This window comes from Caballeronia concitans, from assembly GCF_001544615.1.
Lineage (GTDB): Bacteria > Pseudomonadota > Gammaproteobacteria > Burkholderiales > Burkholderiaceae > Caballeronia > Caballeronia concitans.
In genome coordinates this window covers 887,955-909,490 of sequence record NZ_FCNV02000001.1, presented here as the reverse complement: position 1 = coordinate 909,490, position 21,536 = coordinate 887,955, and the positions used below count along the sequence as shown (strand labels likewise).

20 protein-coding genes, 1 other RNA gene and 1 riboswitch are annotated in these 21,536 nt (G+C 63.4%); of the genes, 13 read left to right on the top strand and 8 right to left on the bottom strand.

The window, feature by feature from the left end; all coding sequences use genetic code 11:
* Window positions 1-205 precede the first annotated feature (205 nt).
* The 4 genes from AWB72_RS04250 (at window position 206) to panD (ending at window position 2,598) form a co-directional block, all read left to right on the top strand.
* Complete coding sequence (locus AWB72_RS04250; protein ID WP_208863111.1) at window positions 206-394, top strand: DUF3460 family protein; 189 nt, start codon at window positions 206-208, stop codon at window positions 392-394.
* Window positions 395-507: 113 nt separating this feature from the next.
* Window positions 508-1,293, top strand: a complete 786-nt coding sequence (locus AWB72_RS04245) for a segregation and condensation protein A (protein WP_052450016.1) — start codon at window positions 508-510, stop codon at window positions 1,291-1,293.
* Window positions 1,294-1,363: 70 nt separating this feature from the next.
* Window positions 1,364-2,197: a pantoate--beta-alanine ligase gene (panC, locus tag AWB72_RS04240; RefSeq protein WP_040051784.1), complete on the top strand. Its 834-nt coding sequence runs from the start codon at window positions 1,364-1,366 to the stop codon at window positions 2,195-2,197.
* A gap of 14 nt (window positions 2,198-2,211) precedes the next feature.
* Window positions 2,212-2,598, top strand: a complete 387-nt coding sequence (panD, locus tag AWB72_RS04235; protein WP_040051783.1) for an aspartate 1-decarboxylase — start codon at window positions 2,212-2,214, stop codon at window positions 2,596-2,598.
* A gap of 69 nt (window positions 2,599-2,667) precedes the next feature.
* On the opposite strand, the gene AWB72_RS04230 is transcribed toward panD, so the two are convergent.
* Complete coding sequence (locus AWB72_RS04230) at window positions 2,668-3,294, bottom strand: ParA family protein (protein ID WP_040051782.1); 627 nt, start codon at window positions 3,292-3,294, stop codon at window positions 2,668-2,670.
* 180 nt (window positions 3,295-3,474) lie between these two features.
* Here AWB72_RS04230 and AWB72_RS04225 point away from each other — a divergent pair, with 180 nt between their 5' ends.
* Together AWB72_RS04225 and AWB72_RS04220 are read left to right on the top strand one after the other, a co-directional pair.
* Window positions 3,475-3,891: a PaaI family thioesterase gene (locus tag AWB72_RS04225; RefSeq protein WP_040051781.1), complete on the top strand. Its 417-nt coding sequence runs from the start codon at window positions 3,475-3,477 to the stop codon at window positions 3,889-3,891.
* A gap of 203 nt (window positions 3,892-4,094) precedes the next feature.
* The gene (locus AWB72_RS04220) at window positions 4,095-8,666 is read left to right on the top strand and encodes an NACHT domain-containing protein (protein WP_087127877.1); all 4,572 of its coding nucleotides are present in this window, start codon (window positions 4,095-4,097) and stop codon (window positions 8,664-8,666) included.
* 81 nt (window positions 8,667-8,747) lie between these two features.
* Here AWB72_RS04220 and AWB72_RS04215 read toward each other — a convergent pair whose 3' ends face one another.
* Window positions 8,748-10,220: a cobyric acid synthase gene (locus tag AWB72_RS04215; RefSeq protein WP_040051779.1), complete on the bottom strand. Its 1,473-nt coding sequence runs from the start codon at window positions 10,218-10,220 to the stop codon at window positions 8,748-8,750.
* Between the two features lie 56 nt (window positions 10,221-10,276).
* On the opposite strand from AWB72_RS04215, the gene cobU reads away from it, so the two are divergent.
* From cobU to AWB72_RS04195, 4 genes are all read left to right on the top strand, one after another.
* Window positions 10,277-10,831, top strand: a complete 555-nt coding sequence (gene cobU, locus AWB72_RS04210) for a bifunctional adenosylcobinamide kinase/adenosylcobinamide-phosphate guanylyltransferase (RefSeq protein WP_040051778.1) — start codon at window positions 10,277-10,279, stop codon at window positions 10,829-10,831.
* A gap of 4 nt (window positions 10,832-10,835) precedes the next feature.
* Window positions 10,836-11,777: an adenosylcobinamide-phosphate synthase CbiB gene (gene cbiB, locus AWB72_RS04205; RefSeq protein WP_040051777.1), complete on the top strand. Its 942-nt coding sequence runs from the start codon at window positions 10,836-10,838 to the stop codon at window positions 11,775-11,777.
* A gap of 67 nt (window positions 11,778-11,844) precedes the next feature.
* Window positions 11,845-12,840 carry a threonine-phosphate decarboxylase CobD gene (cobD, locus tag AWB72_RS04200; protein WP_040051776.1) on the top strand — a complete coding sequence of 332 codons (996 nt, stop codon included), beginning with the start codon at window positions 11,845-11,847 and terminating at the stop codon, window positions 12,838-12,840.
* Between the two features lie 2 nt (window positions 12,841-12,842).
* Window positions 12,843-13,730: a cobalamin-binding protein gene (locus AWB72_RS04195; protein WP_208863110.1), complete on the top strand. Its 888-nt coding sequence runs from the start codon at window positions 12,843-12,845 to the stop codon at window positions 13,728-13,730.
* A 17-nt stretch (window positions 13,731-13,747) separates the two neighbouring features.
* On the opposite strand, the gene AWB72_RS04190 is transcribed toward AWB72_RS04195, so the two are convergent.
* Genes AWB72_RS04190 through AWB72_RS04165 form a run of 6 tightly spaced genes read right to left on the bottom strand, consistent with a single transcriptional unit; the run spans window position 13,748 to window position 19,798 of the window.
* A complete protein-coding gene (locus tag AWB72_RS04190; protein ID WP_040051775.1) occupies window positions 13,748-14,317 on the bottom strand; it encodes a histidine phosphatase family protein in 570 nt (189 codons plus the stop codon).
* Window positions 14,302-15,063 (bottom strand): adenosylcobinamide-GDP ribazoletransferase, encoded by a 762-nt coding sequence (locus AWB72_RS04185; protein WP_040051774.1) that lies wholly within the window; start codon window positions 15,061-15,063, stop codon window positions 14,302-14,304. Before AWB72_RS04185 ends, AWB72_RS04190 begins: the two co-directional genes overlap by 16 nt.
* A complete protein-coding gene (gene cobT / locus AWB72_RS04180) occupies window positions 15,060-16,115 on the bottom strand; it encodes a nicotinate-nucleotide--dimethylbenzimidazole phosphoribosyltransferase (RefSeq protein WP_040051773.1) in 1,056 nt (351 codons plus the stop codon). The genes AWB72_RS04185 and cobT overlap by 4 nt, the downstream gene beginning before the upstream one ends.
* Window positions 16,116-16,128: 13 nt before the next feature.
* Complete coding sequence (locus tag AWB72_RS04175; protein WP_040051772.1) at window positions 16,129-16,908, bottom strand: ABC transporter ATP-binding protein; 780 nt, start codon at window positions 16,906-16,908, stop codon at window positions 16,129-16,131.
* A complete protein-coding gene (locus tag AWB72_RS04170) occupies window positions 16,905-17,903 on the bottom strand; it encodes a FecCD family ABC transporter permease (protein WP_052450015.1) in 999 nt (332 codons plus the stop codon). Before AWB72_RS04170 ends, AWB72_RS04175 begins: the two co-directional genes overlap by 4 nt.
* A gap of 32 nt (window positions 17,904-17,935) precedes the next feature.
* Window positions 17,936-19,798, bottom strand: coding sequence for a TonB-dependent receptor domain-containing protein (locus tag AWB72_RS04165; RefSeq protein WP_040051770.1), 1,863 nt, complete (start codon window positions 19,796-19,798; stop codon window positions 17,936-17,938).
* 104 nt (window positions 19,799-19,902) lie between these two features.
* A riboswitch (cobalamin riboswitch) is annotated at window positions 19,903-20,201 on the bottom strand.
* Between the two features lie 194 nt (window positions 20,202-20,395).
* On the opposite strand from AWB72_RS04165, the gene AWB72_RS04160 reads away from it, so the two are divergent.
* The 3 genes from AWB72_RS04160 (at window position 20,396) to ssrS (ending at window position 21,421) form a co-directional block, all read left to right on the top strand.
* Window positions 20,396-20,785, top strand: a complete 390-nt coding sequence (locus tag AWB72_RS04160; protein ID WP_040051769.1) for a hypothetical protein — start codon at window positions 20,396-20,398, stop codon at window positions 20,783-20,785.
* Window positions 20,782-21,096 carry a cell division protein ZapA gene (locus AWB72_RS04155; protein WP_040051768.1) on the top strand — a complete coding sequence of 105 codons (315 nt, stop codon included), beginning with the start codon at window positions 20,782-20,784 and terminating at the stop codon, window positions 21,094-21,096. Before AWB72_RS04160 ends, AWB72_RS04155 begins: the two co-directional genes overlap by 4 nt.
* Window positions 21,097-21,238: 142 nt before the next feature.
* A non-coding RNA gene (gene ssrS / locus AWB72_RS04150) (6S RNA) lies at window positions 21,239-21,421 on the top strand.
* The last annotated feature ends 115 nt before the right edge of the window (window positions 21,422-21,536 follow it).

Genomic DNA, 21,536 nt, shown 5'->3' with positions numbered 1-21,536 from the left:
GCCCGGTTCCCCGCGTTTTCGCACGCGCATGCGCGAATCAGCCACCGCGCGAGGCGTCCGATATGCCCGACGCCGCCGATGCTTGCGGTAAAATTCCGGCGAACCTGCGGCCGCGTCGCCGAAATGGCCCTGCCGAAGCGCACTGCATCACGGCACGCCGGACGCGCCGCCATCCAACGAACCGCATCGAACCCACGGAAGCCGGATCATGTATCAGTCGGACATCACCCAGTTCATCAATCAGTTGAAAGCGCAAAAGCCGTCGCTGGAAGACGAACAGCGCCGCGGACGCGCGCTCCTGTGGGACAAGCAGCCGATCGACCTCGACGAGCGCGACCGTCAGCAGACTTCGCGCGTGAAGCAGACGCCTTACGTCTACTACCAGAACTTCTGAACGTGAGCGCCGGCCACGAGCCGCAACCGTCCCGCGCCGATTCCCGCGATGAAGCACGGGACACGCGCGACGCGGCGCTCGCCGCGCCCGCGACCGATTCGACGCCCGACACCATCGACGGCGTCGCGTTCGCGCATCTCTACGGCGAGCCGCTCTGGAAGCTGCCGACCGATCTGTACATTCCGCCCGACGCGCTCGAAGTCTTTCTCGAAGCGTTCGAAGGCCCGCTCGACCTCTTGCTGTATCTCATCCGCAAGCAGAATTTCAACGTGCTCGACATTCCGATGGCGGATGTCACCGCGCAATATCTCGGCTATGTCGATCAGATTCGCCAGTCGAATCTGGAACTCGCGTCGGAATATCTGCTGATGGCGGCCATGCTGATCGAGATCAAGTCGCGCATGCTGCTGCCGGTCAAGAAGGCCGACACCGGCGAGGACGCCGAAGATCCGCGCGCCGAACTCGTGCGGCGCCTGCTCGAATACGAGCAGATGAAGCTCGCGGCGCAGCGCATCGACCAGTTGCCGCAGCTCGGCCGCGACTTCCTGCGCGCGGATGTCTATATCGAACAGTCGACGGAACAGCGCTTCCCCGACGTCGACATGAACGACCTGCGCGCCGCCTGGGCCGACGTCATCAAGCGCGCGAAGCTCGTGCAGCATCACAAGATTTCGCGCGAGGAGCTTTCCGTGCGCGAGCACATGAGCGTGATCCTGCGCCGCCTGCAGAACGCGCGCTTCATGGAATTCACCGAACTCTTCGATACCTCGCGCGGCGTGCCGGTCGTCGTGGTGAACTTCATCGCCATGCTCGAGCTGTCGCGCGAATCGCTGATCGAAATCACGCAGGCGGAGCCTTATGCGCCCATCTACGTGAGACTGGCGTACTCTCCCGCCTAGAAGCCGCCCTTTCCTTACCTTTCCCTTGGAGCGGCCGGTCTGCCGCCGCCCGCCAGGAGACACCCGCTCGATGAAAGTCATCAGCTCCATTCACGAACTGCGCGATCAGTTGCGCGGTCAGAACCGCACCGCCTTCGTTCCGACGATGGGCAACCTGCACGAAGGCCATCTCTCGCTGATGCGCCTCGCGCGCCAGCACGGCGATCCCGTCGTCGCGAGCATCTTTGTCAACCGGCTGCAATTCGGCCCGAACGAAGACTTCGACAAATACCCGCGCACGCTGCTGGACGACATCGAAAAGCTGCAGAAAGAGAACGTCTACGTGCTCTTCGCGCCGACCGAAAGCGACATGTATCCGGAGCCGCAGCAGTATCGCGTGCATCCGCCGCACAATCTCGGCGACATTCTCGAAGGCGAATTCCGCCCCGGCTTCTTTCAGGGCGTGTGCACGGTCGTGATGAAGCTGATGTCGTGCGTGCAGCCGCGCGTCGCGGTGTTCGGCAAGAAGGATTACCAGCAGTTGATGATCGTGCGCCAGATGTGCCATCAGTTCGCGCTGCCGACGGAAATCGTCGCCGCCGAAACCGTCCGCGACGACGACGGGCTCGCGCTGTCGTCGCGCAATCGCTTCTTGTCGGCGGACGAGCGCGCGGAAGCGCCGCAGCTCGCGCTGCAACTGAATCGCGTGCGCGAGGGCGTCTTGTCGGGCAATCGCGATATCGCCGCGCTGGAGCGCGACGCCATGAACGCGCTTGCCGAACGCGGCTGGAAACCCGACTACATCAGCGTGCGCAAACGCGTCGACCTGCTCGCGCCGGGCGAGGCGGATGCGAACGCGCCGCTCGTCGTGCTCGCCGCGGCGAAGCTCGGCGCGACGCGCCTCATCGACAATCTGGAAATCTGAAGGAAGCCGGCACCATGCAACGCACCATGCTCAAATCGAAGATTCATCGCGCGACGGTCACGCACTGCGAGCTGCATTACGAAGGCTCGTGCGCCATCGACGAGGATCTGCTCGAAGCGGCGAATCTGCTGGAAAACGAGCAGATCGACATCTGGAACGTGAACAACGGCGAGCGCCTGACGACGTACGCGATCAAGGGCGAGCGCGGCAGCGGCATGATCTCGCTGAACGGATCGGCGGCGCGCCGCGCGCAACTGGGCGATCTCGTGATCATTGCGGCATTTGCGCAGGTCGACGAAAACGAGATCAAGGCCGGCTGGAAGCCGAACCTCGTGTTCGTCGACGGCGAGAACCGCATCAAGGGCAGCCGCGATCACGTGCCGACGCAGAATTGGACGTAATCTCCTGAGCTTTGCCTTGGATTTTGCTCTTCACGAGGCCGGCGCATCCGTCATGGACCGCCGGCCTTGTTACTTTTTCTCCGCCCAGTCGATGATCGGCTGCCACTGCTCCAGATCCTTTTCGACGCGGCTCTTGGCGACATCCCACAACGTGAGCCCGTGCGCGGCGAGCTGCACGTAGTTCTGCGTGTCGCGCAGAAAGCCGAGCACCGGCAGATCGAGCCCTTCGACGAAACGATGCAACTGGTCCGCCGATCGCGTGCGCGCGTCCACCCGCATGCCGACGACGCCGATCTGGACCGCGCCCTTGCGCACCGCCTTTTCCTTCGCGAGCTTCGCGAGGAAATCTTGCGTTGCGAGGATGTCGAACATGGACGGCTGCAGCGGCACGATGACCTTGTCGGCAAGTTGCAGCGCGAGCGCGAGCCGGTTGCCGTGAACGCCGGCCGGGGTATCGACGATGGCTTTTTCCAGACCTTTGGGCGGCTTTGCGGGGGCATCGACATCGACGCTCCACTCCTCGATTTTCGGCAGCGTATCGACGCGCAGCGCGAGCCACGCGTGCGCGGAGCGCTGCTTGTCGAGATCGGCGAGCGCGACCCACTCGCCGTTCGCCGCGAAATAGCCTGCGAGATTGGTTGCGAGCGTACTCTTGCCGACGCCGCCCTTCGGATTTGCCACCACGATCACGGTCATGAAAGGTCCTGTCGTTAGTCCGGCGCGCATTTATCCCGGAACGGCGCGCACGGTTTCGTCGTTATAGAACGGATGCATGATTCGAGCCGTTGATATTATCGGCAAAAGTCGCGCGCGCGGCAGATTGGCCGAATGGCTAACGCTCGCGCGGTGCCGCTCACCCTTCGAGGAATCACGCTCATGCCGCTTCGCCCCGATGTCACGCTCGACTATTTGCGCAACCGTCAGAAAGGCCGCTTGCCCGATTTGCTGGGCATCCAGGTCGTATCGCTCGGTGAAGGCACGCTCACCGGCGAACTCGTGATCCGGCCGGAACTGCTCGCGCCGAACGGCTTTCTGCACGCGGCGACCGTCGTCGGACTCGCGGATACGTGCTGCGGGTATGCGTGTATCGCGCATCTGCCGGACAAGGCGCAGAACTTCACGACGCTCGAACTCAAGAGCAATCACGTTTCAACGGCGCGCGACGGGAAGATCGTCGCGAAGGCGAGCGCCGTGCATCTCGGGCGCAGCACGCATGTATGGGACGCGACCGTCACCAACGGCGACGGCAAGCTGATCGCGATGTTTCGGTGTACGCAGATGATTCTGTATTGACGAGCGCAATGCCTCGACCGAAGTCAATTGGCCAGCGCCATGCCTGGGTACCAGCACGGTATCTTGGCAATCGAGACTGACTTCTGCAAAATCGACTCTTTATCGTTCGCCCGACCTGCCGAGTCTACAGCACGATTGGCCTTCGCAATACATCATGGCAGCCAACAAGTCAGGACGGTCAGGTCACAAAGGACCGTCAAGAAATGAGCAAAGCGGGAATTCAGTCGAATCGCGGTGATGGATATCAAACGTTGATAGCGTTTGATTGGGCTCTGACGATTCTTTCTAGCGCCGACTACGAATGGCTCGAAATTGACTCGGTCACCTCGCCGGTGGATGACGTCGTCATCGGCAGGGCCGACGGAGTCAGAATTTGCTGCCAATGTAAGAAAAACCAGTCATCGTATAAGGCATGGTCTGTTTCCGACCTCGGCCAAGAAGTCGAGAAAGCGGGCAAGTTGTTAGCCGCTGATCCAAAAGCGTCGGTACGCTTCTATTCGCGCAGCCCGTTTGGAGAGCTCGCGGCATTGAAGGAGTTCGGCGCAAGCTATCCTGACGAATCCTTGTTTCATGCGCATCTCGGCAAGGCACATCGAGATACGGAAAGCCAGCTTCGGGCGCTGCTCGAAAAAAACACGCCGAGTGTCTCGACTTACGAATTTCTGCAGCGCACGAGCTTTGAAGGGACGCCAGGACTCGGCGACCTACGGAGAAGACTGTTCGAGCGGTTGGCCAACTTGTCGTCTAACGCGTCAGCCGCATTCAACACGCTATGGGCACATCTCGATCAGTTAGGCATGCGCCTTGAAGGCCACGAAGCGAACACCGCCGTCCGGCATCGTTTGAGCAAGGAAGACTTGGCCAGCTTGCTGAACGAAGCCGGTGCGATGATAGCGCCGCCAATGGACGTTAGTGCAATCCAGGCGTCTTTTCACAGCATTTCTGCCATCGGCCGATCATGGCAAAGGGCCGTCCGCGATCAGCGCCTCGACAGTCCTTCAGTCCGCGAAGTGATGCAGGCAATCGAAGCAAAGCACCGCTCTATCTTACTTACCGGTGCGCCCGGCTCGGGCAAGACGTGCGTGATGCTGGCAGTGCAGGACGAGTTGGAACGAATTTTCCACGCTGGCCAGCCACTGGTACCGCTATTCATCCAGTCGCGCGAGTTCTCCGACGCCATCAGCGCCCAAGAGCGCAGTGACATTGGGCTTGCTAATCAGTGGGTGCAGCAAGCGGCACGTATGGCGGAACGTGCCCATGTGGTTGTGTTGATCGATTCGCTGGATGTGCTGTCTATCGCCCGCGAGCACACGGCTCTAAAGTATTTCCTTGCTCAGATCGACCGTCTGTTGACAAATCCCAATGTCACGGTCGTCACAGCATGTCGCGAGTTCGACTGCTCTTACGACCGAAGCATTGCCCAAAGGATTTGGGATAAGAAGATAACTTGTGAGCCATTCGATTGGGAACGCGACATCGCGCCATTGCTGGGGCGGCTCCATATCGACGCATCGGGCATTGATATCAACACTCGTCAACTTCTGTGTAATCCGCGCGAATTGGCGCTGTATGTCGAATTGGCACAGCAAGGCGAGACCTTCAACGTTGTAACCAGTCAGGCGCTGGCCGAACGCTACCTAGAAGAAACCGTCCTAGCCAACAGCGAACTTGGCGACATCGCGATGACCGCTGTCGAAGCGCTCGCCACCGAGATGCTCACAGCCCGCAGTCTTTCAATCCCTCGCCAGCGATTCAAGGCATCAACGGCCATCGAACGGGTACTGCTCAGCAACAACGTCTTGGTTGAAACACGGCATGGGCAGCTAAGTTTTGGACATCAGACACTGCTGGACGTGTTGGTGATAAGCGGTGCAACTCGCGCCAATCTATCCCTGGACGCGTTCATTCGGCAATTGCCTCCGGTGCCTTTCGTTCGACCGACAATCCGAAGCTTCGTTGCTCACTTAGCCGCAGGCGACCGACGCCAACTTCGGCTGCAGTTGCGTATGGTTCTCACGGGCAGTCACGCATTCCACGTCCGCCGGCTCGTGGCCGAATCATTCGCAGAGCAAGTCCCGCATGACAATGACTGGCCCTTGGTGCGGGACTTGTGGGCGCAACACCGGGAGATCTTTCAAGTCATCTATGCGCAAGCGAGTCGCGTCGAATGGCATTATTTTTGGATGAAACACCTCCTGCCGGTCTTGACTAACACGCGTGACCGAGAAGCGCTCACGATGCATGCGCAACGAGTGTGCCAGTGGGCAAACGTGGATGCTGCAGGCGTCAGTTCTTTTTGGCATGACGTGCTGGAATTCGACTATCTGGATAAGCCGCAGCTCGCGGTTGCGATCACATACGGCATCACCCGGGTAGACAATGAGTTCTTGCCGCTCTTCGGCCCCCTCGTCGTCAAGTTGTTGAACGCGCCACGCCCTGAACACGACTTCCTTGGCGAGGTATTGGCGGCTTGCATCAGAGCAGGTGCCGCGAACGACGAGCTGCTTTGGCACTATGTAACCGGCGAGATTTGCGACGCAGATTTGCTTGCCTTCAAACTCGGAAACAAGTTGCATTGTCAACCGCACGAGTTTGGGAAGAGTGGCGGGACCTTTATTGCTGCCCGAATGAAACAGTCGACGGACCTTCTCGACATGGCGGTAGCAACGATCGAACGTTGGAGTGCGATCAGAAGAGCAGACCGGGAAGACACGCCGACCAGCTATTGGCGAGGCTTTCTGCGTAGCACGTCTTACGAAGATGCACATTCACAGACGGATAAGCGGCATTTGGATAGCGAGCGTCTATTGTTAGATGCAATCGAAAGCGCCGTAGTAAGTCATGCGTCCGTTGCCTCGCCGTGGTGGTCAAGCAACCGCCGCCGTCTGTCCTTCAGCTCCGAAGGAGCATTGCGTTATTTTGCTGTCTTGGCATGTACCGCAGCGCCAAGTTCGAACCTCGACATAATTGGTCAGTTGCTGTGCGAAAAAGCACTGCTTGATTCCGATCTGGCTCATGAGTTGGGCACACTGATCCATGCCGCGTTTTGGCAACTTCCAGCTGATACTCAAGACGCTGTGCAAGCAACCATCTTGACAATATCGGATGACGATGCCGAGGATCCGATTCGCCTGAACTGGATACGTCGCCGTCAAGCGCAGCTTATCTTGGCGATACCACGACATCTTCGGTTAGGGGATGCGCAGCGCATACTGGATGAATGCGAGAGAGACGTTTGGCCGCTCATTCGAAACCCGGTTATCTATATGAGTGGTGGCTTCGTTAACCCCCCGTTCTCTTTTCAAGTATTCCTGGATGCCAGTGATGAGGTCGTGTTCAAACTGCTAGCTCATTACGACGGACACGACGAAAACTGGATTCAAGACACCTTGGTCGCAGGAGAGCGGGAAGTTGGGCGGCAGCTTGACGAGGCAGCCTCACGCCACCCGACCCGGTTCATGAATCTCCTTTCAATCGGATGGACGCGTTTATCCGATTCGACCCGTGAGAACATACTTTCCGGAGCTAGTCGATATCTCGCGCATCGTCACGGCAATTTGCGACCGAACGGCGAATGGTCACCGCAGGATGAACCGGCCCCCGAGACGGTGGCAAACTTGATACTTGCCGAACTGGAAGCGCATCCGATCAAATGGCGCCACACCCAAATAGCTTCAGAGGCAATAGAAGGTTGCGCGAGCGTAGTCTCGCGTGCAAAAGAAATCGCGAAGGTAATCGAATGGGCGGCGGACTTCTCAACTCTTCGAGAACAAAGCTCCATCTCGGGGGATTCGGTCAACCTCCTGACCAAGGGCCTGAACATGTCGCGTGGCAGGGCGGTGGAAGCCTTAATGAGATTGGCAAGCAAATTCGCGGAAAATGACGACCCCTCGCCGGCGACGTTGGCACCGGCCCTGCGACTGTTCGCCAACGACCACGATCCAGCTGTCCGCGCGCTCATGCTCCGACATCTGCCGTATCTCCAAAGCCGCCGTGAACGATTAGGTTGGCAACTATTCCGGGTAGCAATGCGCGATGCCTCTGGGCTTTGGGGAATAGCAGAGCCGTGCCTTTACCACGCTTACCACCGAAGGTTCGGCATGGTTCGCCTTTGGCTCGCGCGCATCTTCCGCAGCCGTGACAACGAAGCTCTGGAGACATGGGGACGCATATCCGCTCTCGCCGTTCTTTCGCAACACATAACGGTCTCTGCTTTTCTCAATGATCTCGACGCTCTCGGGTCGAAGGAAGCTTGGCGAGGCGCCGCAAACGTTTGGACGAACGCAGGAAATTTGAAGCAGCACCAGCAGATTTGTCTCACCGGCCTTTTCGCGGGATTGTTCGGATCCGAAGCCATCGCTGCTGTCGTGGCCGAATGCTTCATCGACATCTTCGCAAGAGGAGCGCCGATGATCGAAATACCGATCGAGCTGCTCAGACGCTACTTCGATCTGCAGGAGAATAAAGCAGCCGCGTCTAGAAGCGATGTTTTTGGCCTCGACGTTTGGCTCAACACGATGTCGTTGCTTAATCCGACGCATGCGCTGGACATTGCGGAAATCTACATTCGGTTCATTAAGCGCAAGAATATCTTCATCTACAACTATGAGAACAATCTAACGCAGTTGCTCACCCGGCTATTCGCACAGGCCGAAGAACAAGAACAAGCAGATGGCGGTGCAATGCTCGCCCGCGTAGTCGATCTTCAAGATGCTCTACTGAGTCTCAATGTGAATGGCGTAAGTGACTGGCTCAAGGCTGCCGAGCGGTTATGACTGCACCCACCGAAACGCGTCGAATGCAGCAGCTAAACACGCTCATAGAGGTGGAGTTGCATGTGATATCGCAGCCCGCGCTCAACCGAACGCCGCCATCACCGCATCGAGATCCAGCGCACCCGCGAACACATCCGCCAGCCGATCCAGCGACGCCTCCCGCAGCGCCGAATAATCGAGCGGCGCGGCATCCTGCACGCCCGCCCACGCGAGCAGCGCGGCGCACGCTTCGGGCGTATCGAAGACGCCGTGCAGATACGTCGCGGCGATTTGCCCGTCGTCCGATATCGCTCCGTCCACGCGCCCGGTATCGAGCGCGACAAAAGGCCGATCCAGCGCCGCGCCGCTCGTGCGTCCCATGTGAATCTCGTAGCCGCGCACGGGCGCCGATGTCCCGTCGATCATCAAGCGCCCGCTCACGTTCTCCAGCTGCTTGCTCTGCGTGAGCACGGTGTAAAGATCGAGCAAGCCAAGCCCATCGACACGTCCCGCCGCGCCTTCGACGCCATCCGGATCGTCGATCTCGCGTCCCAGCATCTGCATGCCGCCGCAGATGCCGAGCACCTTGCCGCCGTATCGCAGATGCCGTTCTATCGCGCGATCCCAGCCGTTTTCGCGCAGCCACGCGAGGTCGCGCTGCACGCTCTTCGATCCCGGCAGCACGATCAGATCCGCCGGCGGCGGCGCGACGCCCGCGCGCACGTAGTCGAACTCGACTTGCGGATGCGCCCGCAGCGGATCGAAGTCCGTGTGATTGCTGATGCGCGGCAGCGCCGGCACGATCACCTTCAGCGCCGCCCGCTCGCTGCGCGAATGCGCGATGCCCGGCAGCATGTCCTCGGCGTCCAGCGTCAAGCCATGCAAGTACGGCAGCACGCCGAACACCGGCTTGCCCGTCTGCGCTTCGAGCCAGTCGAGGCCCGGCTTCAGCAGCGAAATATCGCCGCGAAAGCGATTGATGACGAAGCCCTTCACGCGCGCCCGCTCGCTCTCCGAAAGACACGCAAGCGTGCCGACGAGATGCGCGAACACGCCGCCGCGATCGATGTCCGCGACGAGCACGACCGGACAATCGACATGTTCCGCGAAGCCCATGTTGGCGATATCGCCGTCGCGCAGATTGATTTCGGCGGGACTGCCCGCGCCTTCGACGATGACCGCATCGAACTCGGCGCGCAACCGCGCATAGGACGCGAGCACGGCGTCGAACGCGGTGCGCTTGTACGCGTGATAGGCGCGCGCGTCGAGATTCGCGTGCGCGTGGCCGTGGATGATGACTTGCGCGCCGCGATCGGTCGTCGGCTTGAGCAGGACCGGATTGAAGTCGATGCGCGCCGGCACGCCCGCCGCGATCGCCTGAAGCGCCTGCGCGCGGCCGATCTCGCCGCCGTCGATCGTCACCGCGCTGTTCAGCGCCATGTTCTGCGGCTTGAACGGCGCGACCTTCACGCCGCTTCGCCGCGCGAGACGGCACAGGCCCGCGACGAGCGTGCTCTTGCCGGCATCGGACGTGGCGCCCTGAATCATCAACGTGCCGCGAGGCTTGAATTGCATCGGGAAGTTCCTCGGAAGCGCAGCCCGCTATCTTATCCCGCCGCTACAATATTGCGATGACCTCGAACGCCCTTTCGCGCGACCTCACTTTCATCCTCGGCGGCGCCCGCTCGGGCAAGAGCGCCTACGCCGAGCGCCTTGCCGGCGAGAGCGGCCTGCCCGTCACGTACATCGCGACCGCGCGCATCGGCGATAGCGAATTCGCCGAGCGCGTGAAGCATCATCGCGAACGGCGGCCCGCGCACTGGACGCTCGTCGAAGCGCCGCTCGATCTCGCGCTCGCGCTGCGCAACGCCGACGCCCAAGGACACTGCGTGCTGATCGATTGCCTCACGCTGTGGCTCGCCAATCTGCTCTGCCCGCCCGATGCGACGCCCGACGCAGCGCCGCCGCTTACCCACGCCGCTTTCGATGCCTTCGACCGCGCATTGGCCGATGTGCGCGGCAAGGTCATCGTCGTGAGCAACGAGATCGGTCTGGGCGTGGTGCCGCTCGGCTCGGTCACGCGCCTCTATGTCGATGACCTCGGCCGCCTGAATCAGCGCGTCGCGGCCGCGAGCACGCGCGCGGTGCTAATGGCCGCCGGCCTGCCGCTCGCGCTCAAGGGCTGACGCGATGCTCCTGCTCTCCGTCTACGCGATGGCCTTGCTCGCGGTGCTCGGCGTGATCGTCGATCGCGTGTTCGGCGAGCCGCGCACGCGGCATCCGCTCGTCGGCTTCGGCAAGCTCGCGGCGAAGATCGAGTCGCGCATGAACACCGGGCATCGCGCGCGGCCGGCGGGAATCGCCGCGTGGTTCGTCGCGGTCGCGCCGCCCGTTGTCATCGCGTGGATGCTCGTCAGCGTGCTGCCGTTCACGTATGCGTGCCTCGTGCACGTGCTGCTGCTGTGGTTCGCGCTCGGCGCGAAGAGCTTGCGCGAGCACATCGCGCCGATCGCGCGCGCGCTCAGTTTCGGCGATATCGACGGCGCGCGCGTGCTGACCTCGCGCATCGTGTCGCGCGATACGTCGCATGCGGATGAAAACGCGCTCTCGCGTGCGGCGGTCGAATCGGCGCTGGAGAACGGCAACGATGCGATCTTCGGCGCGCTCTTCTGGTTCGCGGTCGCGGGCGGTCCGGGCGCGCTCGCGTTTCGCCTGGCCAACACGCTCGACGCGATGTGGGGTTATCGCACGCCGCGCTATCTGCGCTTCGGCTGGGCGGCGGCGCGCTTCGACGACGTGCTCAACTTCGTTCCCGCGCGGCTGACGGCGGCGACCTACGCGCTCACGGGCGACACGCGCATGGCGTGGCACTGCTGGCGCACGCAGGCGCGCTCGTGGGACAGCCCGAACGCGGGCCCGGTGATGGCCTCGGGCGCGGGCAGTCTGAACGTGCTGATCGGCGGCGCGGCGGTGTATCACGGCGTGCTCGAAGCGCGGCCCACGCTCGGCGCGGGGCACGATGCGTCGCCGCGCGATGTGGTGGCGGCGCTGCGGCTCGTCGACCGGTCGATGATGCTGTGGCTCGCGGTGCTGCTCGTGCTGGCGGTTTTCAGCGTGACGACGAATGGGTGAATCGCTCTGGCGCGCCGCCGGGTCATCGCAACGCTATCGCTTCCCATAACCTTTCGTGCAATCAGGAATGGCTGACTCGATCCCTCACGGCGGCAACCTCCGCGAAGCCGCGCGCCGCTACGCGATCCCACTCGACGACTGGCTCGACCTCTCGACAGGCATCAATCCGCGCGGCTATCCGGTGCCGCCGGTTCCGCCCGACGCCTGGCGCCGCCTGCCCGAAGACGGCGACGGCCTCGCCGATTGCGCCGCCCGCCATTACGGCGCGCCGCATGCGCTGCCGGTAGCCGGTTCGCAAGCGGCGATCCGCGCGTTGCCGTTGCTGCTGACGCGCGGCATCGCGGGCATCGCGCCGTTGACGTACGGCGAATACGCGCCGGCGTTCGCGCGCGCCGGGCATTCCATCGAAACGCTCGACATCGCCAGCGCCGACTTGCCCGCCGCGCTGAATCACGTGATCGTCGCGAACCTGAACAATCCGACCGCCGATCGTCTTTCGCGCGACACCTTGCTGCGCTGGCACGCGCAACTCGCATCGCGAGGCGGAACGCTGATCGTCGATGAAGCCTTCGCCGACACCGATCCCGCCGCATCGCTCGCAGCCGATACGGCGCGCGACGGCCTCGTCGTGCTGCGCTCGGTCGGCAAATTCTTCGGGCTGGCGGGCATTCGCGCGGGCTTCGTGCTCGCCGCGCCCGCGCTCACCGATGCCTTGCGCGATGCGCTCGGCGCATGGACCGTCGGCGGCCCGGCGCGGCACGCGGTGATGTCCGCGTTCGCCGATCACGCGTGGCAGCACGAAACGCGCGATCGTCTGCAGCGAGACGGCGCGCGCCTGGCCGAACTCATCGCGCGTCATGGCTTCGACGTCCGCGCGACGCCGCTCTTCGCATGGACGCCCACGCCGCGCGCGCCTTCCTTGCAACATGAATTCGCGACGCGCGGCATCTGGACGCGTCTCTTCGATAAACCGGGAATGACGGCCAGCCTGCGCATCGGCCTGCCGGGAAGCGAAGGCGAATGGGCGCGGCTCGAACGCGCGATCGCGGAGATTTGCGCATGACGATGCGCTCGATCCTCGTCGCGTTCATCGCCATGCTCATTGCGACGCACGCCCACGCCGCCCTCACCGTCACCGACGACACCGGCGCGCAAGTCACGCTTCCCGGCCCGGCCAGGCGCGTCGTGAGCCTCGCGCCGCACGTCACGGAGTTGCTATTCGCGGCGGGCGGCGGTGCGCGCATCGTCGGCACGGTGAGTTACAGCGATTATCCGAAAGCGGCGCAATCGATACCCCGCGTCGGCGACAACAAGGCGCTCGATCTCGAACGCATCGTCGCGCTGCATCCGGATCTGATCGTCGTGTGGCGGCATGGCAATGCCGCGCGTCAGATGGACCGGCTCGCCGCGCTCGGCATTCCGCTCTACTACAGCGAGCCGACGCATCTCGACGATATCGCCGCGAGCATCGACAAGCTCGGCGTGCTGCTCGGCACCGAGGACACGGCGCGCGCGGCATCGACGGCGTTCACGCGCGATATCGCGCAACTGCGTGCGAAGTACGCGCGCCTCGCTCCGGTGCGCGTGTTCTATCAGGTTTGGGACGATCCGCTCATGACGCTCAATCGCGACAACGTGTTCAGCGAAGTCATCGGCGTGTGCGGCGGCGTGAACGTGTTCGCGGCGCAAACGCCGCGCGTGCCGACGATATCGACGGAAGCCGTGCTCGCCGCGAACCCGGAAGCGATCGTCACCGCGACGCCCGGCGCGACGAAGCCGGATCGCGCGTTGCCGGCGCTGGACCGCTGGAAGCAATGGACATCGATCACGGCGGTGGCGCGCGGAAACCTGTTCGGCATCGATGGCGATGTCATCAATCGTCCGACGCCGCGTATCGCGATCGGAGCCGCGGAGTTGTGTCGAGATCTGGATATTGCGCGGGGGCGGCGGTGAATCAATTATCAGGATGTCTAAACATTCCATCGCACGATCGTCCATGCTGAAGACGATCGACGAAGCCACACGATCCCGCTGAAATCCAGCGCCCATTGCAGCACGCTCGCGCGATCGATCCGCAGCACATGCGCCGCGAGCACACGCATCACGCCTGCATGCGCGATGACGTGCATCGCGTCTGAAGCATCGGCGGACGCATCGTCGAACCATGCAATCACGCGCTCGCCGAACTGCGCGAGACTTTCGCCGCCATGCGGACGCGCATGTTCGATATCCGCGGCCCACGCATCGATGAGCGCGCGATCGATGCCGTCCCACGCGCAGCCTTCCCACGCGCCGAAGTGCATCTCGGACAGCCGCGCATCGATGCGAGCAGAGCCCAACGCCTGCGCAAGCGACGCGCATCGACGCAAGGGACTCGCATGCCATCCATCGACGCAAACGGGCACGTTCAGCGCACGCATCCGTTCTGTCAGCTCACTCGCCGATTCGTGCGCATCACGCAACAGAGGCGCATCGGTCTGGCCGTAGCAGATGCCGGCATCGATCGCGACAGCCGGATGCCGTATCAGTACGAGATCCATGCGAGTCCCACGAGGTAGATCGCAAGTTCGAACACTTGCTGCGCGCAGCCGAGGCAATCGCCCGTATAACCGCCGATGCGCCGCACGAAGTATCGGCCGGCGATGAAGCGCACGACCGCGAGAACGACGATCGTCACGCAGGCAAACTTCCAGCCGAACCACCACAGCCACGGCAAGCCGAAGACCATCGCGAGCGCGAACGACATCATGCTCATGCGCTGCGCGACCGGCTTCGCCTTGCCTTCGGCGCGCACGTAATCGAGCGTCACGAGATAGCTGATCGCGCACGCGCGGCTCGCGGCGTGAGCGGCGATCATGAGCGATCCGGCGCGCATCGGCGGCAGCGCGGCGAGCGCCTGCCACTTGAGCGCCAGCGCGATCACGATTGCGATCGCCCCGAATGCACCGATGCGCGAATCGTGCATGATGCGCAGCACGTCGTCGCGCGTGTAGCCGCCGCCGAAGGCATCGGCGCAATCGGCGAGGCCGTCTTCGTGGAACGCGCCCGTGAGCACGAGCGTCGCGGTCATCGAGAGCAGCACGGCCACGCCCGCAGGAAACACGCGCAACGCCGCGAGATAGACGAGCGCCGCGACGCCGCCGACCATCGCGCCGACGAGCGGAAAATAGCGCGCCGCCGCGTTCAGATATTCACGCTCGAAGCCGACCCAGCGCGGCACCGGCACGCGCGTGAAGTAGCCGAGCGCCGTGAAGAAGTAACGCAGCTCGTCGAGCGGACGGCTCATGCTCGTGCGTCGTTCTTGTTCGAGACGCCAGCCGAATCGAAGCTCGCCATCTCGTCGACGAACGCGACGGCCGCGCGCAGAATCGGCAACGCGAGCGCCGCGCCCGTGCCTTCGCCGAGCCGCAAGTCGAGTTGCAGAAGCGGCGCGGCATTGAAATGCGCGAGCATGCGCGCGTGCCCCGCTTCGTTCGATGCATGCGCGAACACGCAGTAATCCAGCACTTCGGGCGCAATTTTGGATGCCACGAGCAACGCCGATGTCGCGATGAAGCCATCGACGAGAATCGTCATGCGCGCCTCGGCCGCCGCGAGATACGCGCCCGTCATCATCGCGATCTCGAAGCCGCCGAACGTGGCGAGCGTGTCGATCGCATCGCCGCCCGATGGATGCGCGGCCAGCGCGCGGCGCAGCACGTCGCGTTTATGCGCGAGACCGCGATCGTCGAGACCGGTGCCGCGTCCGACGCAATCGTCTATAGGCAACGCGCACAGCCGGCTCATCAGGCACGCCGCCGCCGACGTATTCGCAATCCCCATTTCGCCGAAGCCGATCACGTTCGTGCCGAGCGACGCATGATGCCGCACGCGCGCCGCGCCACGCGCGATGCCTTCGTGCGCCGTGTCGCGCGACATCGCCGGTTCATGCGCGAAGTTGCGCGTGCCGAGGCCGAGCGACAATCGTTCGTATCCCTTATCAATCGGAATGGGCGATGCGACGCCCGCATCCACGACTTCGAGCGTCATGCCGACCGAACGCGAGAGCGCGTTGATCGCCGCGCCGCCCGCCAGAAAATTCGCGACCATCTGCGCGGTCACTTCCTGCGGATACGGACTCACGCCTTCCGCCGCGATGCCGTGATCGCCCGCGAACACGATCATCGCGGGACGCTCGATGCGCGGCTTCGTCGTGCGTTGAATCAGGCCCATTTGCAGCGCGAGCGATTCGAGCCGCCCGAGGCTGCCGGGCGGCTTCGTCTTCATGTCGATGATGCGGCGCAGCTCCGCTTCGAGCGTGCGGTCGAGCGCGCGGGGCATCGGAATGGCGTGGGACATCGGCGTTCCTTGGTCAGTGACGGTGGATCGACGGCACGAGCGCTTCATGCGCGCCATCGCGAATCAATACGAGCGGATAGCCGAACGCGGCGCTCGCACGTTCGGGCGTGAGCACATCCGCGACGGGACCGGCATGCGCGCCGCCCTGGCCGTCCAGCAAAAGCGCATGCGTGGCGAAGCGGCGCGCGAGATTCAGATCGTGACACGAGAGCACGACGGCGCGCCGTTCATCGCGCGCGGTTTTCACGAGCGCGTCCAGGCAATCGATCTGATGATGCAGGTCCAGATGCGCGAGCGGTTCGTCGAGCAGCAGCAGCGGCGCGTTTTGACACAGCACCGCCGCGAGCGCGACGCGTTGCCGTTCGCCGCCCGAGAGCGTCAGCACGTCGCGCGATGCGAAAGCGGTGAAACCGAGCGCATCGAGCGCGGCGTGCGCAGCGGCGCGGTCGTCGTCGCTTTCCCAGCCCCAGCCGGTGAGATACGGAAAGCGGTTGAGCAGGACGGTGTCGAGCACGGTCGCGCTGAAGGCGTCGTGCGTGCTTTGCGGCATCAGCGCGCGCCTTCGTGCGAGATCGGCGGCGTGCCATGCGGAAAGCGCGCGGCCATCGAGCGATACGGAACCCGACGCAGGTTTCGCAAGGCCCGCGAGCACGCCGATGAGCGTCGTCTTGCCCGCGCCGTTCGGCCCGGCGATGCACCACACGTCGCCCGCCGCGATGGTCGCGCTCAAGGCCCGCACCAAAATGCGATCGCCGGCGCGCAACGAGAGATTGTCGATATGAAGCGTGTTCATCGCGGCCGGCGCAGCAGCATCCAGAGGAACATCGGCACGCCGACGAGCGCCGTCACGACGCCCACCGGCAACTGACCCGGCGCGATGACCGTGCGCGCGGCGAGATCGGCGCTCATCACGGCGAGGCCGCCCGCGAGCGGCGCGGCGGGCACGAGCATGCGCTGATCGTTGCCGAACGCGAGCCGCAAGAGATGCGGCACGACGAGCCCGACGAAGCCGATGGTCCCCGCCGTCGTCACCGCGGCCGCCGCCGCGATCGACGCCACGAGATACACGCGCAGCCGCAGCCGCTCGACGGACACGCCGAGCGCACGCGCGGTGGCATCGCCGCGCAGCAGCACGTTCAATTGCGGCGCGACGGGCGCAATGACGGCAAGCGCGACGACGAGCGCGATCATCGCGGGCCACGGCGTCGCTGCGCCGTTGAGGTCGCCGGTGAGCCAGAAGAGCATGCCGCGCAGCCGGTTCTCCGGCGCGACGCTGAGTATCAGCGTGATGAGCGCGCCCCACCCCGCCGCGATCACGACGCCCGTGAGCAAAAGCCGTGGCGATGCGTCCTGTTCGCCGTGCCAAAGATGCGTGCGCGCGAGTCCGAGCACCAGCACGATCGACAAGAACGCGCCCGCGCACGCGGCGATATTCACGCCCCACCAGGGCATCGACGCGAGCATCGCGGTGAGCGCGAACGTGGCCGCTCCGCCGGATACGCCGAGCACGTACGGCTCGGCCAGCGGATTGCGCAGCAGCACTTGCAGCAGCGCGCCTGCGAGCGCGAGCAGCGCACCAGATGCAAAGCCCGCCAGCGCGCGCGGCAGTCGCAGCGTGAGCACGATTTCATCGGCGATATCGGGCGTGGCCGCGCGCGCGTGCAGCAGCGCGGCGATTGCGCGCGGCATCGGCAAATTCACGCTGCCGAGCGCGAGCGACGCCGCGAGCACGGCGAACGCCGCCGCGCCGAGCGCGAGCCAGACGAGCGCGGCGCGGCTGGCGGTCATCGCCTTGGGACGCCGCGCGTCAGACGCCACGCTCACGACGGATTGAAGCCCAGCGTGATGTACGCGCCGCGCCGGGGCGTGTTGTACGAGTACGCAAGTTCATAGTTCCGGTCGAACAGATTGTCGATGCGCGCGCTCAGCCACCACGACTTCGTGATGTCGTAGCGCGCGGACAGGTTCACCACGCCGTAGCCCGCGAGCGTCGAATCGTAGTCGCTGCGCGCGCCGCTCACGATCCACTCGCCGCCCACGCGCCATCGTCCGAAAGAACGATGCGCCGACAGCGTGGCGAAGCGCCGCGCGCGGCGCGTCAGGTCTTCGTGATTCGTTTCGTCGACGGGATTCTGGAACGTCACGCCCGCGCGGATGTCCGTGGCGCCCACATGCCCCGCCCATGATCCCTCGACGCCCTGCACCTTCGCGCGCCCCACGTTCTGCGCGATATAGAAGCCGCTGCCGTCCGACACGTAATCGATCAGATTCGAATAGCGCGTCTGGAACGCGGTCACGCGCAGCACGCCCACTTTGCCCGATGCGTATTGCAGCGCGGCCTCGACCGAATGGCTGCGCTCCGGCTGAATCGACGGATTGCCGCTGAACGGATAGTAGAGGTCGTCGAAGCTCGGCGCGCGGAACGACGCCGCGTAGCTCGCGCTCGCGCGCCAGTGCGCATCGAAGTTGTAGGCGTAGCCGAGATAGTAGCTGTTCGCGCCGCCGAAATCCGAGTACTGGTCGTGACGCACGTTCGCCTGCACGTCGCTCGCGCCGAAGCGTCCCACATAGCCCGCGAACACCGAGTTCACGTGACGATCCGGCGCGCTGAGTTGATCCGAATCGAGCGATTGATCCAGATGTTCGTAGCCGAACAGCAGCTTGTGCGCATCGGCGAGCTTGAAGTCGTTCTGCCAGAGATACTGATGATTCTCCGAGTTGAAGCGGCTCGTATAGACGCCGTTCTGCTCGATGTTCGCGCGGTCCTGTCCCTGCGCGACCGTGAAGTGCGTAGTCCAGCGGTCCGTCAGCTTGCCGTTCGCGAACACCGACGCCGAGCGCACGCGGTCGTGCGTCTTGTTGATGTCGGTCGGGGAACCGTAGGCATCGTCGAAACTGTCGACACCGTTCGATTGCAGGAAGCGCACGCCCGCGTCCCACTTGTCGGTGAACTTGTGGCGCAGCGTCGCGGCGACGCTTTCGTTCAGATAGCCGTTTGCGTTCGGATTCGCGCCGGGCGCGAGCGCCGGATCGATCGACGAGAAGCCATCGGTCTTTTCGCGCGACACGTTCAGGCTGAACGTGGTGCGGCCATCGGCATCGAGCGCGCCGTCCACGCCCGCCGATTGCCGCTGCGTGTGATAGCTGCCGTATTCCGCTTCGAAGTGAAAGCGCGGCGGATGCGCGTCGCCCTCTTTCGTGAAAATCTGCACGACGCCGCCGATCGCATTCGACCCGTACAGCGCCGACACGTTGCCGTTCACGACCTCGACGTGATCGGTCTGATCGAGCATCAGTTGCGACAACTGCGCCGCACCGAGCGACACCGATTCGACACGCACGCCATCGATCAGAACGAGCGATTGCGACGACGCCGCGCCGCGTATGTACACGCCCGAGTTCGCGCCCGGCCCGCCGTTGCGCGTGATCTGCACGCCGGGCGCGAGCGCGATGAGACCGAGCACGTCGTCGGCGTTGGAGTCGGCGATGTCCTGCTCGTCGAAGAGCGAGGTCTGCGGAAGAGAATCGGCGAGCGGCTGCGCGCTGCGTGTCGCGGTCACGACGACGGGCGTGAGGACCTGTTCGGTGGTATCGGCGCGTGCAGGCAGCGCGAGCACATTGAGGGCGGCGCAAACGGCGGCGCAGACGGCGCGACGTTCGATGCCGGACGAAGGCAGGACCATGCGTGAAGAATTCCGGTTCAGGGCTGGCGCGTGCCCCGCTCCCCGCGAGGTCTGTGCGCGACGCGCGCGCCGCATCGTACGATTACTGACTCGTTCGACGATAACGGCGTGCTGGACGATTGGCCGGTATCCGGGCTGGCGACGCTTCGTCCCGCCTTCCCGCGCATGGCGCGCAGTGGCGTCGACACGTTTCTTGCAGACGGCATCCGCGATAAAAAATCACGCGATACGCCGCGAAAAACGCGCGAGGGACGACTTGCAACTTGCGTTGCGGTCGCTTACCGTTGCGGGGGCAGCACAGGTTGGCGCGCTCCGGTCATGCGCCGGAACTTCGCTCCCTGTTTCCCGTTTGACTGCATCCGCGAGAGAAGCGGACGCGAGCACCAAAAGTGCCGCAAGTGTAGGAGCGGGGATCGGGGCCGTCAAGAACGCGCGCCGGGCATCGCGACCACGATCGCCGCGCCTCGCTCGCTCATTCCACACACAAATGCATCGCGATGCACGCATGATCCGGGGATGTTACGTCTCGAAACGAGACAATTATCGGAAGCTGCATTGAACCGCGCTAAAATGCCAGGTCTTTAGAGGACGCAGCACATGCTCAACGAACTCGAATCACTGTCAGGAAACATCGGCCGGCTGATCCAGATCAGCGAGCGCCATAATCAGGCGCGTCTCGCGCTCGAAGCGCAAATCGAAGCATTGCGCGCAGACTTCGCCGGCGTCCAGGCCGAACTCGCGCAGGTGCGAGGCGAACGCGACGCGCTGCAAGCCGAGCGCGACTCGCTCTCCGCGAAGATCGACGACGCGCAAGTGCGCTTGAACGCGATCCTCGAAAAGCTGCCGCGCGCGAAAGCGCATCATGCCGAAAGCGACAATCAGCTCGACCTTCTCAATGCCGAATCGCAAGCTTCGGGCGAAGCGCAGCATGAACATGCGCACGCGGAAGAAATGCACGGCGAACATCATCAGGGAGAGAAGGCGTGACGACCAAGCAGATCGAAGTATCCATTCTCGGACAGCCGTATCGCCTTGCGTGCTCGCCTGAAACGGAAGCCGCGTTGCGCGAAGCCGTGGCCCGCGTCGATGCCGAAATGAACAAGATTCGCAATGCGAGCAGCGTACGCGGCACGGACCGCATCGCGGTCATGGCCGCCCTTTCGCTGGCGTCCGAATTGCTCAAGCTGCAGGACAGCGTGCGTCACGGCGAAGCGTTCCCCGCCGAAGAAATCCGCCGCACGGTTCATTCGATGAACCAGCAGCTCGGCGCGGTGATCGCGCAATACGAAGTGCAATAACGACGTGCGAAACGGCCTCCAAAACGACGTGCAATAAGCACCGATGCGCCGGCCTAATCGGCATGTGGGTGTCAATCAAAAAAAGATACCGGCGCGAGGCCCGCGAGGGGCTGCATAAGACAAATGATTGGTGTAGAGTGATGTTTCCCTGCCTAGTGCGCCAAGGTCATATATTCCTTGAACCAATGTCACATTGGCACGGTTGCGGAACCTTGTAACACGGGCGCGCGCGTCACTCTGTCTGATGTACCCGAAGTGTTGCTTACCGCGACCAATCTTGAACCCAGGTTCAGGATGCCGGCCTAGCGGCTGAGGCGGGGACCTTATTCAAACGGCACAAACGGCACAAACGGCACAAGCGGCACAAGCGGCACAAACGGCACAAACGGCATCGGTTTATCCGATGCCGTTTTCATTTGCATCGTCAATCTCATCGTCGA

Excerpts from the sequence above, each read along its gene's own strand:
- AWB72_RS04220 (WP_087127877.1), top strand. The coding sequence starts at position 4,095 with ATGAGCAAAGCGGGAATTCAGTCGAATCGCGGTGATGGATATCAAACG.
- AWB72_RS04175 (WP_040051772.1), bottom strand. The coding sequence starts at position 16,908 with ATGAACACGCTTCATATCGACAATCTCTCGTTGCGCGCCGGCGATCGC.
- AWB72_RS04225 (WP_040051781.1), top strand. The coding sequence starts at position 3,475 with ATGCCGCTTCGCCCCGATGTCACGCTCGACTATTTGCGCAACCGTCAG.
- cbiB (WP_040051777.1), top strand. The coding sequence starts at position 10,836 with ATGCTCCTGCTCTCCGTCTACGCGATGGCCTTGCTCGCGGTGCTCGGC.
- panD (WP_040051783.1), top strand. The coding sequence starts at position 2,212 with ATGCAACGCACCATGCTCAAATCGAAGATTCATCGCGCGACGGTCACG.
- AWB72_RS04215 (WP_040051779.1), bottom strand. The coding sequence starts at position 10,220 with ATGCAATTCAAGCCTCGCGGCACGTTGATGATTCAGGGCGCCACGTCC.
- AWB72_RS04165 (WP_040051770.1), bottom strand. The coding sequence starts at position 19,798 with ATGGTCCTGCCTTCGTCCGGCATCGAACGTCGCGCCGTCTGCGCCGCC.
- cobD (WP_040051776.1), top strand. The coding sequence starts at position 11,845 with ATGGCTGACTCGATCCCTCACGGCGGCAACCTCCGCGAAGCCGCGCGC.
- AWB72_RS04190 (WP_040051775.1), bottom strand. The coding sequence starts at position 14,317 with ATGGATCTCGTACTGATACGGCATCCGGCTGTCGCGATCGATGCCGGC.
- AWB72_RS04160 (WP_040051769.1), top strand. The coding sequence starts at position 20,396 with ATGCTCAACGAACTCGAATCACTGTCAGGAAACATCGGCCGGCTGATC.
- panC (WP_040051784.1), top strand. The coding sequence starts at position 1,364 with ATGAAAGTCATCAGCTCCATTCACGAACTGCGCGATCAGTTGCGCGGT.
- AWB72_RS04185 (WP_040051774.1), bottom strand. The coding sequence starts at position 15,063 with ATGAGCCGTCCGCTCGACGAGCTGCGTTACTTCTTCACGGCGCTCGGC.
- cobU (WP_040051778.1), top strand. The coding sequence starts at position 10,277 with ATGACCTCGAACGCCCTTTCGCGCGACCTCACTTTCATCCTCGGCGGC.
- AWB72_RS04195 (WP_208863110.1), top strand. The coding sequence starts at position 12,843 with ATGCGCTCGATCCTCGTCGCGTTCATCGCCATGCTCATTGCGACGCAC.
- cobT (WP_040051773.1), bottom strand. The coding sequence starts at position 16,115 with ATGTCCCACGCCATTCCGATGCCCCGCGCGCTCGACCGCACGCTCGAA.
- AWB72_RS04230 (WP_040051782.1), bottom strand. The coding sequence starts at position 3,294 with ATGACCGTGATCGTGGTGGCAAATCCGAAGGGCGGCGTCGGCAAGAGT.
- AWB72_RS04170 (WP_052450015.1), bottom strand. The coding sequence starts at position 17,903 with ATGACCGCCAGCCGCGCCGCGCTCGTCTGGCTCGCGCTCGGCGCGGCG.